We start from the raw sequence: 15,358 nt of genomic DNA on the forward strand, positions 1-15,358 counted from the left end.
CTTATCAGCGTCCTAACAGGTGTGATCCGCAAACTCATCTGCAAGCGGCTGAACGGGCGAAGGAGCGCCGACGATGGTAACTGCAACGACTTTCCGAGTCCGGTCGGCGGACGGCACCAGCATCGGCGTACTCAGCGCCGGACGAGGTCCCGGTCTCGTCGTCGTCCCCGGCAACAATCGTCGGGCTCATCACTACGACGCGCTCGTCCGCGCGCTCGAGAACGACTACACCGTGCACGTCATGGATCGGCGGGGGCGCGGCCTCAGTGGCCCCCAGGGTCCGTACTACAGCATCGAAGCCGAGGCCTCCGACGTCTTCGCGGTCATGCGCGAGACCGGCTCCGACCTGTTGTTCGGGCACAGCCACGGCGGCCTGGTCGCGCTGCACCTCGCACTCTGGCGCCCGGTCGACGCGCTGGTCGTCTACGAGCCCGCGGTGAGCATCGGCGGCTCGTTCGACGTCGACTGGTTACCGACGTTCCAGCGTCACCTCGCGCTCGGTCAGCACGGCGCGGCGATGGCGACGTTCCTCAAGGGCACCCGGCTGGTCCCGATCGGCGACGCGCCCTACTTCGTCTACCGTGCGCTGGCCCACCTGCTGCTGCGCGGTGCCGACGGCGCCGAGACCAGAGCGATGATGCCGACCACGCCGGCCGAGATCGCCGAGATCGCGCGCCTGGACTCCGACGGCCGCCGGTACGCGAGCATCCAGTCACCGACCCTGCTCCTCGGGGGCGGCCGCACGCCCGACTACCTGACGACCGCGCTCCGCCGGCTCGACCAGCTCCTGCCCGACAGCGAGTGCCACGTCCATCCCGACCTCGATCACAACGCTCCCGATCTCAACGCTCCGGTGGCGATCGCCGCCGAGATCAGCAGGTTCGTGCGCCGCCGGGCGGCCGTCGTGACCGGTTGAACCCCGCACTAGGCTGCCGGGCATGGGTATGCGGCAGCTCGCGGTGCTGGTCGCCGGGCTGTTGCTGGTGACCGGGTGCTCGGTACTGCGGTCGGCGCCCTCCACCGAGACGCACATCGTTTCGTTCGAGCTGGAGACCGTCGACGCGTCGACCGTCGACATCAAGGCCGACTACTCGATGGTCCCGCTGGCCGACAAGAAGTCCACCCGGTACGGCTCGTCCTGGGACGAGGAGCTCACGTTCCACTATCCGGACGTCTACCGGCTGGTGCTGTTCGGTGAGCCCCGCCAGCGGACCTACCGCTACCTCCGGCCCTCGTCGGAAGCCCCCGAGGTGCGCTGCCGGATCAAGATCGACGGCGTGCTCGTGGCCGAGGCCACCGGCATCTCGGCGCTCTGCGTCCACACGATGACCGAAGGCAGGCAGAAGCGGCTGACCACGGCGTGATGTGACCTGCGTCGCCTTTGGTATTGCCGGAGCCGGTGACGGCTCTTGTTCGTTGAGAAGGCCGTGGGAAGGGGAGTTGCTGTGGCGAACGATCTCTTATCCGAGGTGAGTGCGTCCGTGAGTGCGCCGCTCGGCACGCGTGGCACATCGCTCGGTAGCCGGTCGCTGTTCACCGCCCTCGCGCTGACCGGCATCGCCGCGTCCGTCGCCTGGGCCGTGCGAGACATCCCGTCGGCGCTCGGCGGCCGCCCGTCCGGCCCGCGGCTCGAGCGCATGCGCCGGTCGCCCCGCTACCGCGAGGGCGCCTTCCAGAACGAGGCCCCGACCTCGCTGAGCGCTCCCGGGGTGGTTCCCGGAGGCCGCAGCATGCTCAGCGAGTTCGTCTTCGGCCGCCAGCGGCGCAAGCCGGCCAAGCCGGTCCCGGTCGTCGTTCCGACGCTCGCCGAGCTGACCGCTCCGGCCTCGGACGGCCTCCGCGCCACCTGGCTCGGCCACGCGACCGTGCTGCTCGAGATCGAGGGCCGCCGCGTGTTGTTCGACCCGGTCTGGAGCGAGCGTTGCTCGCCGTCGTCGCTGGCCGGCCCGCGCCGGCTGCACCCGGTCCCGGTCGACCTCGGTGCGCTGCCGCTGGTCGACGCGGTCGTCATCTCCCACGACCACTACGACCATCTGGACGAGACGAGCATCCGGACGCTGGCCCGCCTGCAGGACGCTCCGTTCCTCGTGCCGCTCGGGGTCGGGGCACATCTGGAGCGCTGGGGTGTGCCGGCGTCCCGGATCGTCGAGCTCGACTGGGACGAGACCGCGACGATCGCCGGCCTGGGCTTCACCGCCACCGCGGCCCGGCACTTCTCCGGGCGGCTCCGCTCCGACAACGCGACGCTCTGGGCCTCCTGGGTCGTGGCCGGAGCCGACCGCAAGGTCTTCTACACCGGTGACTCGGGCTACTTCGAGGGCTACACGACGATCGGCGCCGCCCACGGCCCGTTCGATCTGACGCTGATTCAGATCGGTGCCTACGCACCGTATTGGCCGGATATCCACATGACGCCCGAGGAGGGCGTCGCCGCGCACGTCGCGGTGAACGGTGGACTCCTGGTTCCGGTGCACTGGGGAACGTTCAACCTCGCGCTGCACGACTGGTCGGAACCGGTCGAGCGGCTGCTGACCGAAGCGGCCGAATGCGGTGTGCGGGTGGCCGTGCCGCGGCCAGGGCAAGCCATCGACGTCGACGACGCCCCGGCGCCGGACGGATGGTGGCGGTCAATCGCCTGACCTTCCGCTTTCTCGGTTGTTCGAATACAGACCTGCACCGCCCCGCGCCTCCCCTCTCCGCGCGGGGCGGTGTGCTGCGTGTGGCTGTACGCCGTTCGGGGGCGGCCGGGGGTGCAGGCCCCCAGGCCCCGGCCCCCACCTGGTGGTCACCGTTCACGGCGCGCCGACCGTTCGGCCAAACCCCGCCCGCGAGGGCCGTGGTGACCCTGACCGGACGGAGGATTCGGCGGGGCAGCGCCGAACCCCGTAATTACTTAGCGTAACTAGTTGAGATCGAACAGAGTGGGGGAGGTGGGCACCGTGTCGAAGGGGTCGCATCGGGACCGACGACGTCGTCGATCGCCGTGGCGAGCGGGGTGGGACGCAGTCGGGGCCGCGGGCCGCTGGGGGGTGGTCGTCGGCGGGGCCTCGGCGTTGGTGGTGTGCGCGATCGGCTTACCGCTCGCAGCCGCACCACTGGCCAGCACCGGGACGGCGACGGACGGCGCCGCCGCGGACTGCGTGGCCGAGACCGTCGCCGACAAGCTGGTCCGGATCGTCTGCGGAGTCACCGACCTGGCCCGGGATGGGGACTCGGTCTACGTCGGGTGGCGGACGACGAGCGGTGGGGTCCGCTCGATCTACGACCGGGAAGGGGCCGGGCACCCGATCTCGGTCACCGGGTACGCGCCGACCGCGCAGGTGGCACCGCCGCACCGGGTGCTCTGGAAGGTCTGCCGCGACCGGCAGGCGCCGTGGACCGACGCCTGCTCCGAGTGGCGCACCCAGTGGGCGGCGCCGGCGGCGTGAGAGACCGTCGTGCGTGAACCCGGGCGACCGTTCCGCCGGGCCGCCTAGTCTCGCTCCGTCCGCTGTATCGGCCGGCCGGGCCGCCAGAGCTCGACGATCAGAACGTTGCGCTCGTGGTCGACCGAGACCAGCACCACCTCCCGCAGGTCGACCCGGAACAGGTGGAACGGCTCCGGCGGATGACGTTCGGCGAGGTACGCGGCTTTGTCGTCGACCTCGACGGCCGAGCCGGTGATCTTCGCGTCGCCGCCGGCCAACGTGCCGTCGCCCGGGTTGGCATGAATCGCCACCCGGGCGTCGCGCCGCAGGTCGAGCGCCTTGCGGGCCTGCCACATCGACCCGAACGTCAGGTCGGGGCCGTAGAAATCGACCTCCGTGCCGCTGACCCGGGGTGATCCGTCGGCCCGCAGCGTCGCCATCACGTGGTGCTTCGTGGCCGTGAACCGTGCCTTGACCGCCTCCGCCATCGCCGGTGCCTCGACGGAGAACTGTTCCCAACTCGCCATGCCGACAGTCTGGCCGGAAACCCTGACAGCTCCCGGCAGGGTTTCTAGTGAGCCGCTGCCAATTCGAACGCCGCCGCGAGGTCGTCGGCCGCCGATGCGTCGAACGGGACCGTCTGGTCGTCGGTGCGCGACGCCGGGGGCAGGTCCGCCGCCCTGGCCTCGATCCAGGCCAGGCAGGTCGCGACGATCCGCTGGCTGTCGGGGTGGACGCCCGGCGCAGCCAGCGCCTCGCGCATCACCAGCGTGCCCGGGTCGTCGGCCGCGACCGGCCCGCGCGCGGTGCGGTCGGTCAGCGAGAGCACCGGCGAGTTCAGCGCGGCCACCCGGCCGGCCGCCTCGACCAGGCGCGCCTCCGCGGCGTCCAGGCCGAGTCGCGTCCCGACCTCCCGGCAGAGGTCGGCGACGCCCGAACCGGTCGGGACGATCTCCTCGACCGCCGGGGCGATCGTCGAGGCGAGCGCCACGCGGTTCCGCCCGGTCGCCTTCGCGTGGTACATCGCGCGGTCGGCGTCCCGGATCAGGATCTCGTCGTCCACCAGGCCGATCGCGCAGGCCACGCCGAGCGAGCCGGTCACCGGGATCGGGTCGCCGTCCGCGATCTCGACCGGCCGGTCGGCCAGCGCCGACCGCAGCCGCTCGGCCAGGATCGCCGCACCGGCCTCGTCGGTGTCCGGCAGCAGCCAGACGAACTCCTCGCCGCCGAACCGGGCGACGACGTCCGCGTCCCGGGTGACCGCCTTCAGCCGGGCCGCGGCCTGCACCAGGGCGGCGTCACCGGCGTGGTGGCCACGGTCGTCGTTGATCCGCTTGAAGTGGTCCAGGTCGAGCACGACCAGGCTGAGCGGCCGGCCGCTGCGGCGAGCCCGCGCCACCTCGCTGCGCAGCATGTCGTCGAAGTACCGGCGGTTGAACAGGCCGGTCAGCGCGTCGGTCACCGCCAGCCGTTTCTGCTCGCGCAGTGCCTTGGTCAGCTGACGGGCCAGGTCGGTCCGGTCGCGGGTCACCAGGTGCTGCCGCACCATCAGGCCGGCCAGCACGATCGCGGCCAGCGCCAGCGCCCGGTAGCCGCCCGTGAACGCGTGCTCCAGCGTCACCATGACCAGCGCCGACAACCCGGTCGCCAGCAGCGGGACGACGGTCAGGTCCCGGCCGGCCGTCAACCGGACGGCGTCCGGCTCGTCGTGGCGCAGGGCGACCAGGCCGCCGAGCGCGAGCAGGACCGCGGCCACCTGGTAGCCGGTGTCGAGCCAGCTCCCGTCGTCGTAGGTGCCCTGGATCCGGCCGTAGAGGTACAGGCAGTCGGTGACCGTGTAGACCAGGTACGACCAACCGGCCAGCCGGAGCGAGACCGGCAGCCGCCGCTGCCCCGAGAGACCGAGCGTCAGCAGGCAGCCCAGCACGACGATGTCGGACAGCGGGTAGAGCGCGGTGACGACCCGGCTCAGCCCGTCGACGTCCTCGATCACCGGGGCCACCAGGACGCGCCAGCCGAGCGCGCCCAGCCCGAGCATCACCAGCGAGACGTCCAGCGCGACCCGGCCGCGACGCGACCGGTGGCCCTGGCCGAACGCGATCACGAACGCCGGGATCACGATCAGGTACTGGGCGAGGAACAGGCCGTCGGCGGCCGACGGGTAGGCGACCTCCGGGCCCTCGATCCAGACGTATCCGACCCAGAAGACCTCGCCGACCAGCCAGAACAGGTACGAGAGGGTGAGCGCGGCCCAGGCCCGGCCGGTTCGGGACGCGGTCCGCCGACGCCGGGCCGCGGCGACGCCGGCGGTCACCGTGGCCACGGCGATCGGCACCAGGAACAGCACGTTGACGACCAGGCGGGCGACCGAGTCCGGCTCCTGGGCCAGCCAGTTCACCAGCGTGAACACCGCGACCCAGTACAGGCCGCCGATCGCGGCGAGCCGGACGACCGGGTCGGTACGGACGAGGCGGATCACGGCGACGCCCCGGCCGGCTTCTTCCGGCTCAGCCGAAGCGCCTGTGAGCTCTGCCGCGAAACGCTCCACGAGTGATCACCCGTCCCGTGTCGTTGGGGTGCCTTACTGGCTCCGCCCGCTCACGGGTTTCATCGGCGTCTCGCCTCGGGCGTCCAAGTGTCGTTCAGGCGTCCGACGGGAGCGCTCAGGTCGCTAACTAATGCCTGGTCAGCACGATCTCGACCGCGCCCGGCTCTGCGGCCAGGTAACACGACCCCCCGACCGGGAACGTGTAGAGCGGGTTCGTGTGCCCGACGTCGACGTTCGCCAGCACCGGGACGCCGGCGAGTTGCGGCGCGGTCGTCACGATCTCGCGCAGCAGCTCCTGGGTCATCCCGGTCTGCCGCTGGAACCGGCCGATCACCATTCCGCGCACCGCGATGCCGGTCTGCAGCAGCGACGTCAGACGGCGGGCGAAGTCGTGCACGGACGATTCGAAGTCGTCCTCGACCACCACGACCGCCCCGTCCAGGTCGGGCCAGTACGGCGTGCCCTGCAGCAGGTTCATCGTGCCCAGGTTGCCGCCGATCAACGGGCCGTTGGCGACCCCCGGCTGCAGCACCCACCAGCCCTCGTTGTGGGCCGGAGCAGCCCTCTCCTGCCCCCGGTACCACTCGTCGTCCGTCCAGGTCGTCGCCGGCCGCCAGCTCATCGCGCCGTCGGTGCACACCGCACCGCGGAACGCCTCGATCGTCGCCTCGTTGTACTCGCGCATCGCGAACGTCGAGAAGTGCGGCCCCGAGTACGTGATCAGGTTCGACCGCGCCAGCAGCGCGCACTGCAGCGCGGTGATGTCGGAGAACCCGCAGAACACCTTCGGGTTCGACCGGATCAGGTCGTAGTCGAGGTGCGGCAGTAACTGGTTGGAATGGTAGCCGCCGATGACCGTGAGGATTCCGTCGATCTCCGGATCGGCGAAGGCCGCGTGCAGGTCGGCCACCCGTGCGGCGACCGGCCCGGTGCCCAGCGGACCCGTCTCACCGGCGTGCGCGCCGAACGAGATCTCGAATCCGAACTCGCTGGTCAGCCGCTCCACGGCGGCGGCCCGGTTGGCGTCCGAAATCAGGTTCGTCGACGTCGAAGGCGCGATCACCCGGATGCGGTCACCGGCCTTCAACCGCGGCGGCAGCGTCGTCACCGGGCCAGGCCCAGCCCGTCGAGGACCTCCGCGCCCGGCAGCGCGGCCAGCGTCGCTCCGCCGATGCGAATCTTCGATTCGCGCAGTCCGCTGCCGATCACCACCTCCGGCGCGGCCGCGACGGCCGCGTCGATCAGCACCGGCCACTCGGCCGGCAGGCCGAGCGGGGTCACTCCGCCGTAGGCCATCCCGGTGATCTCCACCACCTCGTCCAGCGGTGCGAACGACACCTTGCGGACGTCGAGGTGCCTGCGGACCAGCCCGTTGATGTCCGCCCGCGTCGTGGCCAGCACCAGACAGGCCGCGTACTTGACGACGCCGCCCCGCTTACCCGCCACGACCACGCAGTTCGCCGACTCGTCGAGCGGCTCGCCGTACCGCGCGCAGAACGCTTCGGTGTCGGCGTCGGTCGGGTCGATCGCCGCGACCCGGACCGCACCGTCGAGCGTCTTCAGGACACCGGCAACCGGCGCTGCCATCAAGGCCGGGTGGTCAGCGGCGGGCAGCCAATCCAACTTCTCGGTCACGTGCGATCCTCCGATCGGTTCTCGGAATACCCAACCACGGATGTGAGGACGCAGATGACCGGTGTGGTGCTGCTGACCGGAGCGGCCGGACTGATCGGGTCGGCCCTGCGGACCCGGATGGCCCGGCCGGGGCGGACGTTGCGCCTGCTCGACACCGCACCGCTCGGTGGCGCCGCCGCCGGGGAGGAGATCGTGCAGGCCTCGGTCACCGACGCCGCCGCGCTCGCCGACGCCTGCGCCGGAGCAGACGCGGTCGTGCACCTGGCCGGCCACTCGGGTGAGGCACCGTACGAGGACATCGTCGCGGTCAACGTCGGCGGCACGCGGACCGTGTTCGAGGGCGCGCGGCAGCACGGGGTGACCCGGATCGTGCTGGCGAGCTCGAACCACGCGGTCGGCTTCGTCCGCCGGGGCGACGGGCCCCTGCCCGCCGACGTCCCGTTCGCGCCCGACACCTGGTACGGCTGGTCTAAGACCGTCGGCGAGTCGATGGGGCAGCTCTACCACCACCGGTTCGGGATGGACGTCGTCGCGCTGCGGATCGGCACCTGCCGGGAGACGCCGCCGGACGTCCGTTCGCTGTCCACGTGGCTCTCGCTCGACGACGCCGCCCGGCTGGTCGAGGCGTCGCTGAGCGCGCCGTCGCCGGGCTTCCGGCAGGTCTGGGGCGTGTCGGCGAACACCCGGAACTGGTGGTCGCTGTCCGAGGGCGAGGCGATCGGCTACCACCCGGCCGACGACGCCGAGGCCTACGCCGACCGGGTGACGGGTGAGCCCACCGACCTGGTCGGCGGCCCGTTCACGACGATGCCGTTGGGTGAGCGTTGAACGCGATCGACGTCCGGGCCCGGTCGAGCGTCCGCATGATCGAGCGGGTCTCGTCGAGCGTCATCAGCGGGGACTCGGTCTCACCAGCCCGGATGCGGCGGGCGACCTCCTCGGCCTGGAACGTGTAGCCGAGGCCGGGCAGGACGAACTCCTCGGTCACCGGCTCGGCGTCGCGCCGGACCAGCGTGAACGACTCCGGGCGGAAGAACGTCGGCGGGATCTCGATCCGGCCGGTCGTGCCGGTGATCGAGGCCCGGGTCGGGTTCAGCCCGCTCAGCGAGCAGTGCAGCACCGCCACCGCGTCCGACGCGTACCCGAGCAGGATTCCGGTGTTCGCGTCGACGCCGGTCGGCGCGAGGCCGGCGGTGGCCAGCACCGTCGAGGGCTCACCGAGGATCATCGACGCCAGCGAGATCGGGTAGATGCCCAGGTCGAGCAGCGCGCCGCCGCCGAGCTCGGGAGCGAACAGCCGCCCGGCCGGGTCGTAGTCGGCCGGGAACCCGAAGTCGGCCTCGACGGTCCGGACCTCGCCGATCGCGCCCTCGGCGAGCAACTCGCGGATCCGGGTGATCGCCGGGTTGAACCGGGTCCACATCGCTTCCATGCAGAACACCCCGGCGGCGCGGGCGGCCGAGATGACCTCGTCGGCCTCGGTGACGTCCATCGTGAACGGCTTCTCGACCAGCACGCCCTTGCCGCCGGCGATACAGGTCAGCGCAGCGGAGGCATGGCCCGAGTGCGGCGTGGCGACGTAGATCACGTCGACGTCCGGGTCGTCGGCCAGCGCCTGGTACGAGCCGTGCGCCCGTGGCACCGGCCGACCCGCTCCGGTGTGCGCTGACGCGAACGCCTCAGCGGTTCCGGCAGCCCGCGAGCCCACGGCGGCGACCTCGTGATCGGGCAGCGTCAGCAGGTCGGAGGTGAATGCCCGGGCGATGCCCCCGGTACCGAGAATGCCCCAGCGCAGCGGTGTGGTCACCGGGTCAGGGTAGCCAGCCCCCGCCGATCATCACCGCGTCGACTTCCAGGTCGGGGCCGAGAACCAGCAGGTCGGCGTCCAGGCCGGGTACCAGCGCGCCCACCCGGTTCGCGATGCCGATCGCCCGGGCCGGTGTCGAGCTCAGCGCGGTCACCGCATCGATCAGCGGCACCCCGGCGTCGACGGCCCGGCGCAGGGCGGCGTCTTGGGTGAGCGTGCTGCCCGCGGTGGCGCCGCTGCCCTCGATCAGCGCCACCCCGCCCCGGACCTCGACCGACCGCGGCCCGACCTGGTACCGGCCGTCGCCGGAACCCGCCGCGGCCATCGCGGCCGTGACCAGCGCGATCCGCTCCGGACCGCAGAGCCGGAACGCCATCGCCAGCAGCGCGTCGTGGACGTGGATGCCGTCCGCGATCAGCTGCACGACGACGTCCGGGTGCTCGAGCAGCGCGCCGACGGCCCCCGGCTCGTGCTGCTGCGGCCCGGGCTGGGCGTGGAACAGGTGGGTGGCCAGCGTCGCGCCGGCGTCGATCGCGGCCAGCGTCCGCTCGTAGCCGGCGCCGGTGTGCCCGATCGCGACCAGCACACCCTGGTCGACGGCCCGCTTCACGAGCTCGAGTGCCCCCGGCAGCTCCGGCGCCAGCGTCAGCACCCGCAGGTGCCCGCGGCACGCGTCGATCAGGTGCTGCAGTGTGTCCGCGTCGGGCGCGATCATCGACGCCGGGTCTTGCTCACCGGCGTGCGCGGGGGAGAGGAACGGGCCCTCGGCGTGGATGCCGGCCACCGCACCGGCCTCGGCCAGTTGCGCGAGCGCGGACGCCGCCCTGGCCATCTCGTCCACCGGCGCGGCGGCCAGACTCGCGAGCGCCGACGTCGTCCCGTGAACGCGGTGCAGCGTGCCGATCGCGGCCATCGCGTCCGGCTGGGCGCAGCAGTAACTCTGGCCCCCACCACCGTGGACATGCAGGTCGACGAAGCCCGGGGTGATCCACCGTCCACCCAGGTCAAGGACGTCGGAGTCGCGCGGCAAGGCCCGCTCGGGGCCGCCGATCGCGGTGATCTTTCCCGACTGAACGGCCACCCAACCGCCCTGCACGACCCCGACCGGTGACACCAGCGTGGCGTCGGACAGGACGGTCATGCCGCTCCTTACGCAGTTCATGACGGTAGGTCATCGTACCTTCGGCCAGTTGTATCCGACCGCGGGCATCAGCGTCCCGCCAGACTGTTCACAGAGCCCCGTCCGGAGCCGCTCGCATGGCTACAGTGGGGACGCTGCCGCGCCACACAGGGTCATCCGGTTCATCGTCGTCGCCGATGGGTCCGGAGGAGGGACGAGGAGTTCATGGACCACACCCACGTCCCGGCGCCGCTCGACGAGGCTGATGAACCTGATGAAGCCGCCGAGTATGCCGGGCCGGAAGATACGGGATTGACCGAGCGAGAACTAGCGATCTTGGCGTTCGAACGGCAGTGGTGGCAGTACGCCGGTGCCAAGGAGCAAGCGATTCGCGACCAGTTCTCGATGTCGGCGACCCGGTACTACCAGTTGTTGAACGCGCTGATCGATCGGCACGACGCGCTCGTGCACGACCCGATGCTGGTCAAGCGGCTCCGTCGCGTCCGGGCGCAACGTCAGCGCCAGCGTTCGGCCCGCCGCCTCGGCGTGCGCCTCTAACGCCTGTCCGGACGCGTGCCCAGCGGGCACGCGTCCGCAGTGTCTCTAGCCGCAGGGAAGGCCGACCCGCAGCCGGGTACCGGCCCCGGGGTCGCTCTCGACGGCGGCCCACCCGTGCAGCGCGCGGGTGCGATCGGTGATACCGGCCAGGCCACCACCGGGGACGACCCGGGCCCCACCGGGGCCGTCGTCGGCCACCAGACCGTGCAGCCAGCCGTCGACCTCGGTGATGACGATCCGGACGGAGGCGTCCGGGGCGTACTTGGCCACGTTGGTCAAGCCCTCGCAGAGTGCGAAGTAGGCGGTGGCCTCGACCGCGGGAGGTTGCCGCCGGGCGCTCACCGCGAGATCGACGGCGAGCCCCAGCCGACCGGCGACCGTCTCCAGCGCGGGGCCGAGCCCGTCGGTCCGGAGCACCGGCGGGTGCAGCCCCTGGGCCAGCGCACGCAGGTCTTCCAGCGCCGCGTGCACCTCGGCGTGGCAGGCGACGGCGACCGAGCGCACCGAGTCCAGCGGCGTGTCCGCGGCCAGTTGCTCGAGCTGACCCGAGAGCGCGACCAACTGCTGTTGCGCGCCGGCGCGCAGGTCGTTCTCGAGTCGCTGACGCTCGGCGATCTCCCGCTCCTCGACCCGGGCCTGGGCGGCGTGCACCTGCTGGAGGTGTGCGGTCGCGGCCGCCTGGAGCTGGGCGGTGAGCAGGGCCTGGCTGCCGGCCCGGAGCACCGCGTCCACGAGTGCGGGCCGCCCTCGCAGCGCGCCGTCCAACTCGATCACCGCCAGCGGGGTGTGATCGTCGGTGCGCGTCTCGATCAGCCACCGGGACGGCTCCGGCGACGGCAGCTCGACCAGCCGTCCGGCGGAGTCGACGAAGCTCTCCTCGGTGGGCACCCAGAACAGCAGCGTCAGCGTCGGGTCGCGCAGGGCGTGCGCGAGTGCCTCCCGCACCCGGGCGACCGAGGTGCTCGCCGACGTCATCCGGACGACGCGGAGCGGCGCGTCGACCTCCCACCAGCGCTCGCGGAGCGCACCCGAGAGCACGGCCAGCGGCAGCACGACCGCGACCGTGTCCTGGACGACGTAGAACGACATCAGCGCCTCGAGGCTGGTCCAGGCGTTCGTTCGCAGCGTGACGGTCGCGGCCACGGCGACGATGGCGGTCGCGACCAGCACCGGGATCATCGCCGGGCGCTCGTTGCGGGACAGTCGTCGTCCGCGGCGGATCAGCAGGGCCACGTACCAGACCGCGAGCACGGCCTGCAGCCCGATGTTCGTCGGGATCAGACGGTCGAACAGCCACCGGTCCGGCACCAGCGTGGGCCAGAACACGTCGGCGGAGTTGCCGTTCCACTGCGGGCGCGAGACCAACTCGACCAGGAACTCCTGGACGACGAGCACCTCGATCGCCGCGTAGACCCAGTAGCGCTCGGCCCGGCCGGTGAGGTGACCGACCGGGTACACCAGCACGGCGGCGCCGGCGGCGGTGATGCCGACTCCCTCGCTGAAGATCGCGAACACCGGGAAGATCCCGACGTCGAAGATGGAGAGCCAGGTGAACGCCGTGAACACGGCCGCGACCAGGAGCAGCACACCACTCCGGCTGCGGGTGTCGCCGGTACCGGCGAGCAGGCCACCGGCCGCGCCGAACGCGAACGACGCCACGACCGAGACCACCGCGCCGGCCACGTGGTGCGACCAGTACGGTGCGCCGCAGACCACGGTGAGCAGCCCGGTGCCGAGCCCGGCCAGGATCGCGCGACCGGTATGCCCGGGCACCGGCAGCACCGCGCGCATGCTCACGCGCGGATCGTAGTGGTGGTTCCAATCGCGGCGCCGCCCCCGAATGGGGGTCAGCGCTTCTCGGCGTACGCGGCCAGATGCGCGACCTGAGCCGGGTCGAGCGACGGACGGACCTTCCCGCGGGCCGTACGCAGGTGATCGGCGGTCACCTCGGCGGTGTCCATCGACTCCCGCATCGCGGCCAGCGCGGCCTCCCGCACCAGCGCGGCGCAGTCGGCGGAGGAGAACCCGTCGAGTTCTCCGGCTACGGCGTTCAGGTCGATCTCGGGTGTGAGGGGCACCTTCCGGGCGGCAGCACGGAGAATGTCGGCCCGGGCGTCGGCGTCCGGCGGCGGCACGAACACCAGCCGCTCCAGACGGCCGGGCCGCAGCAGCGCCGGATCGACCATGTCCGGCCGATTCGTGGCGCCGACCACCACGACGTTGCGCAGGCCCTCGACGCCGTCCAGTTCGGTGAGCAGCGCGGCCACCACCCGGTCGGTGGTGCCGCCGTCGGTCGCCTGGCCGCGGACCGGCGCCAGCGCGTCGACCTCGTCGAGGAAGATCAGCGTCGGCGCGGCCTCGCGGGCCCGGCGGAACAGCTCGCGCACCGACCGCTCGCTCTCGCCGACCCACTTCGTCAGCAGTTCGGCGCCCTTCACCGCGAGCACGTTGGCCTGCCCGGTGCCGGCCAGTGCCCGCACCAGGAACGTCTTGCCGCAGCCGGGTGGCCCGTAGAGCAGCACCCCCCGCGGCGGGTCGACGCCGAGCCGGGTGAACGTGTCCGGGTATCGCAACGGCCAGAGCACCGACTCGGTGAGCGCCTCCTTGACCTCTTTCATGTCCCCGACGTCGTCGAGGCTCAGGGACGCGACCTCCAGCGTGGATTCCGCCATCGAGGTGGGCCGCACGGATTGCCGGGCCGCGTCCAGGTCGGCTCGCGCGATCTGCGGGGTGTCGGCGTCCCGCTGCCGGATCGCGGCGCGCACCCCGGCCTCGCGGACGAGCGTCGCCAGGTCGGCGGCCACGAACCCCGGCGTGCGGGCCGCGATGTCGTCGAGCGAGACGTCTTCGGCGACCGGGAGCTCGCGGGTGAACAGCGCGAGCAGGTCACGGCGTTCGGTCGAGTCGGGCATCGGCACCCGGAGCTCGGAGTCGAGTACGCCCGGGCGCCGCAGACCGGCGTCGACGTCTTCGGGGCGGCTGGTCGTGCACACGACCGCGGTCTTCCCGTCGCCCACCAGGCCGGCGATCAGCTGGACCAGCACGGTGGCCAGCGGGCCCGGGTCGGTGCGGGGCGCCAGCGCCTCGACGTCGTTGAGCAGCAGTACCGCCGGCTGATCGGCCTGGGCCCGCGCGGCTGCCTGCCGCAACGCGTCCGCGGCCGCGTTCGGCGCGACCGCGGCCAGGCCGGGGCACCAGATCCGCAGCACCGCGGCACCGGTGGCCTGCGCCACCGACCGCACCAGCGTCGATTTCCCCGCGCCGGCCGGACCGGTGATCAGCACGCCGAGCTGCACGCTCGTCCCGAGGCGGTCGAGCACCTCGCGGTGGTGGAACGCGAGGTCGAACAGCTCCTTCAGGTGGGCGGCCTGGCTGCGCAGGCCGACCAGGTCTTCGGTCGGCCGCGGCTCCTCGTCGAGCGCGGCGCCGGGCTCCGCGAACACCCGCCGTAGTTCGTCGGTCTGCGTACTCATCCGGACGTTACGGGCCGCGGCGGTCTCGCTGCTGGCGGCCGTCCCGGCGGCCCCGGCCGCCCCTGGGGAGGGGAAGGTTCCGCCGGTGGACGGGACCGGAACGCCGAGGCCGCTGGGTGAGCCCGGAGTGCCCGCCGGGCGGGGCGCGAAACGCGTACGGGTCGGGAAACCCGGGCTCGTCGCGGAGCGGGACCAGACCGCGCCGCCGGACGTCTCGGACCAGGTGACGACGGTCTCCGGGGTGATCAGCGCGGCGGTCTCCGGCTCACACGCGACGACCGTGAGCAGCGCGGCCGTCCAGCCGCTGCCGACCGTGTTGGAGAGGCTCCGGCGGGCGGACTCGACCAGCGGGCGATGCGGGTGGGCCCGGTCGAGGTCCTGCGGCAGCAGCGAGACGTCGTCCCCGCTGGTGATCACCTTGCTCAGGAGCGCCAGCCGGAGCATCTCCGGCGAGACGGCGGCGACCACCGTGGGGTCCCCGGACACCGTGACCGACCGGGCGCCCTGCACCGGTGCGGCGCTGACCTCGACCGGCGCACCGTCGCGGACCCGCAGGTTGCCCATCATCAGGTCGTCGGCCAGCAACAGGCCGCGTGCCGAATTCGGCTCGCTGAGCGCGGCGATACCGGCCGAGGTCCGCTCGGCGCTGCGCAGCAGAACCGGATCGCCCGGCTGCAGGTCGAGCGCGGCGAGCACCTCGGGGTGCAGGCGGACCACCCCCCGGCGCGCGTCGAGCACGGCCGATCGCAAACTCGCGGTCAGGGTCAGCGAGGGCGCCTCTGAAGTCACTCTGTAAGTTTCCGTCGTCCG

The 15,358-nt window shown here is 72.3% G+C and carries 14 protein-coding genes; 6 read left to right on the forward strand and 8 right to left on the reverse strand.

From position 1 onward, the window contains the following. The first annotated feature begins 73 nt into the window (after nucleotides 1–73). The 4 genes from ACIBZJ_RS32205 (at nucleotide 74) to ACIBZJ_RS32220 (ending at nucleotide 3,428) form a co-directional block, all read left to right on the forward strand. A complete protein-coding gene (locus ACIBZJ_RS32205; protein WP_395936362.1) occupies nucleotides 74–916 on the forward strand; it encodes an alpha/beta fold hydrolase in 843 nt (280 codons plus the stop codon). A 22-nt stretch (nucleotides 917–938) separates the two neighbouring features. Continuing rightward, nucleotides 939–1,364, forward strand: coding sequence for a hypothetical protein (locus tag ACIBZJ_RS32210; protein WP_395936363.1), 426 nt, complete (start codon nucleotides 939–941; stop codon nucleotides 1,362–1,364). A 117-nt stretch (nucleotides 1,365–1,481) separates the two neighbouring features. Continuing rightward, the gene (locus ACIBZJ_RS32215; RefSeq protein ID WP_395936365.1) at nucleotides 1,482–2,639 is read left to right on the forward strand and encodes an MBL fold metallo-hydrolase; all 1,158 of its coding nucleotides are present in this window, start codon (nucleotides 1,482–1,484) and stop codon (nucleotides 2,637–2,639) included. A 300-nt stretch (nucleotides 2,640–2,939) separates the two neighbouring features. After that, nucleotides 2,940–3,428 carry a hypothetical protein gene (locus ACIBZJ_RS32220; protein ID WP_395936367.1) on the forward strand — a complete coding sequence of 163 codons (489 nt, stop codon included), beginning with the start codon at nucleotides 2,940–2,942 and terminating at the stop codon, nucleotides 3,426–3,428. A gap of 44 nt (nucleotides 3,429–3,472) precedes the next feature. On the opposite strand, the gene ACIBZJ_RS32225 is transcribed toward ACIBZJ_RS32220, so the two are convergent. The 4 genes from ACIBZJ_RS32225 to ACIBZJ_RS32240 form a co-directional block, all read right to left on the reverse strand. Next, nucleotides 3,473–3,934 carry a pyridoxamine 5'-phosphate oxidase family protein gene (locus ACIBZJ_RS32225; RefSeq protein WP_395936369.1) on the reverse strand — a complete coding sequence of 154 codons (462 nt, stop codon included), beginning with the start codon at nucleotides 3,932–3,934 and terminating at the stop codon, nucleotides 3,473–3,475. A gap of 44 nt (nucleotides 3,935–3,978) precedes the next feature. Then, entirely contained in the window at nucleotides 3,979–5,886 is a 1,908-nt protein-coding gene (locus ACIBZJ_RS32230; protein WP_395936371.1) for a GGDEF domain-containing protein, read from the reverse strand. 196 nt (nucleotides 5,887–6,082) lie between these two features. Beyond that, entirely contained in the window at nucleotides 6,083–7,063 is a 981-nt protein-coding gene (locus ACIBZJ_RS32235) for an LD-carboxypeptidase (protein ID WP_395936373.1), read from the reverse strand. Then, the gene (locus ACIBZJ_RS32240; protein ID WP_395936968.1) at nucleotides 7,060–7,542 is read right to left on the reverse strand and encodes a YbaK/EbsC family protein; all 483 of its coding nucleotides are present in this window, start codon (nucleotides 7,540–7,542) and stop codon (nucleotides 7,060–7,062) included. The genes ACIBZJ_RS32235 and ACIBZJ_RS32240 overlap by 4 nt, the downstream gene beginning before the upstream one ends. 102 nt (nucleotides 7,543–7,644) lie before the next feature. On the opposite strand from ACIBZJ_RS32240, the gene ACIBZJ_RS32245 reads away from it, so the two are divergent. Continuing rightward, nucleotides 7,645–8,418 (forward strand): NAD-dependent epimerase/dehydratase family protein, encoded by a 774-nt coding sequence (locus ACIBZJ_RS32245; RefSeq protein WP_395936375.1) that lies wholly within the window; start codon nucleotides 7,645–7,647, stop codon nucleotides 8,416–8,418. Here ACIBZJ_RS32245 and ACIBZJ_RS32250 read toward each other — a convergent pair. Further along, on the reverse strand, nucleotides 8,390–9,397 hold the full coding sequence (locus ACIBZJ_RS32250; RefSeq protein WP_395936377.1) for a Gfo/Idh/MocA family protein: 1,008 nt from the start codon (nucleotides 9,395–9,397) through the stop codon (nucleotides 8,390–8,392). The two genes, ACIBZJ_RS32245 and ACIBZJ_RS32250, sit on opposite strands and share 29 nt — an antisense overlap. Nucleotides 9,398–9,401: 4 nt before the next feature. Continuing rightward, entirely contained in the window at nucleotides 9,402–10,538 is a 1,137-nt protein-coding gene (gene nagA, locus ACIBZJ_RS32255; RefSeq protein ID WP_395936379.1) for an N-acetylglucosamine-6-phosphate deacetylase, read from the reverse strand. Between the two features lie 204 nt (nucleotides 10,539–10,742). Between nagA and ACIBZJ_RS32260 the strand changes: the two genes are divergently transcribed. Further along, complete coding sequence (locus tag ACIBZJ_RS32260; protein WP_395936381.1) at nucleotides 10,743–11,075, forward strand: DUF3263 domain-containing protein; 333 nt, start codon at nucleotides 10,743–10,745, stop codon at nucleotides 11,073–11,075. Nucleotides 11,076–11,120: 45 nt separating this feature from the next. On the opposite strand, the gene ACIBZJ_RS32265 is transcribed toward ACIBZJ_RS32260, so the two are convergent. Beyond that, a complete protein-coding gene (locus tag ACIBZJ_RS32265) occupies nucleotides 11,121–12,872 on the reverse strand; it encodes a sensor histidine kinase (RefSeq protein ID WP_395936383.1) in 1,752 nt (583 codons plus the stop codon). 50 nt (nucleotides 12,873–12,922) lie between these two features. After that, on the reverse strand, nucleotides 12,923–15,337 hold the full coding sequence (locus tag ACIBZJ_RS32270) for an AAA family ATPase (RefSeq protein WP_395936385.1): 2,415 nt from the start codon (nucleotides 15,335–15,337) through the stop codon (nucleotides 12,923–12,925). Nucleotides 15,338–15,358: the final 21 nt, after the last annotated feature.

It is taken from the genome of Cryptosporangium sp. NPDC051539, from assembly GCF_044454545.1.
In the GTDB taxonomy this organism is placed as follows: Bacteria; Actinomycetota; Actinomycetes; order Mycobacteriales; family Cryptosporangiaceae; genus Cryptosporangium.

Bases quoted from the DNA above. Each gene is read 5' to 3' on its own strand.
- ACIBZJ_RS32205 (WP_395936362.1), top strand. From the start codon at position 74: ATGGTAACTGCAACGACTTTCCGAGTCCGGTCGGCGGACGGCACCAGC.
- ACIBZJ_RS32210 (WP_395936363.1), top strand. From the start codon at position 939: ATGGGTATGCGGCAGCTCGCGGTGCTGGTCGCCGGGCTGTTGCTGGTG.
- ACIBZJ_RS32225 (WP_395936369.1), bottom strand. From the start codon at position 3,934: ATGGCGAGTTGGGAACAGTTCTCCGTCGAGGCACCGGCGATGGCGGAG.
- ACIBZJ_RS32240 (WP_395936968.1), bottom strand. From the start codon at position 7,542: ATGGCAGCGCCGGTTGCCGGTGTCCTGAAGACGCTCGACGGTGCGGTC.
- ACIBZJ_RS32245 (WP_395936375.1), top strand. From the start codon at position 7,645: ATGACCGGTGTGGTGCTGCTGACCGGAGCGGCCGGACTGATCGGGTCG.
- nagA (WP_395936379.1), bottom strand. From the start codon at position 10,538: ATGACCGTCCTGTCCGACGCCACGCTGGTGTCACCGGTCGGGGTCGTG.
- ACIBZJ_RS32260 (WP_395936381.1), top strand. From the start codon at position 10,743: ATGGACCACACCCACGTCCCGGCGCCGCTCGACGAGGCTGATGAACCT.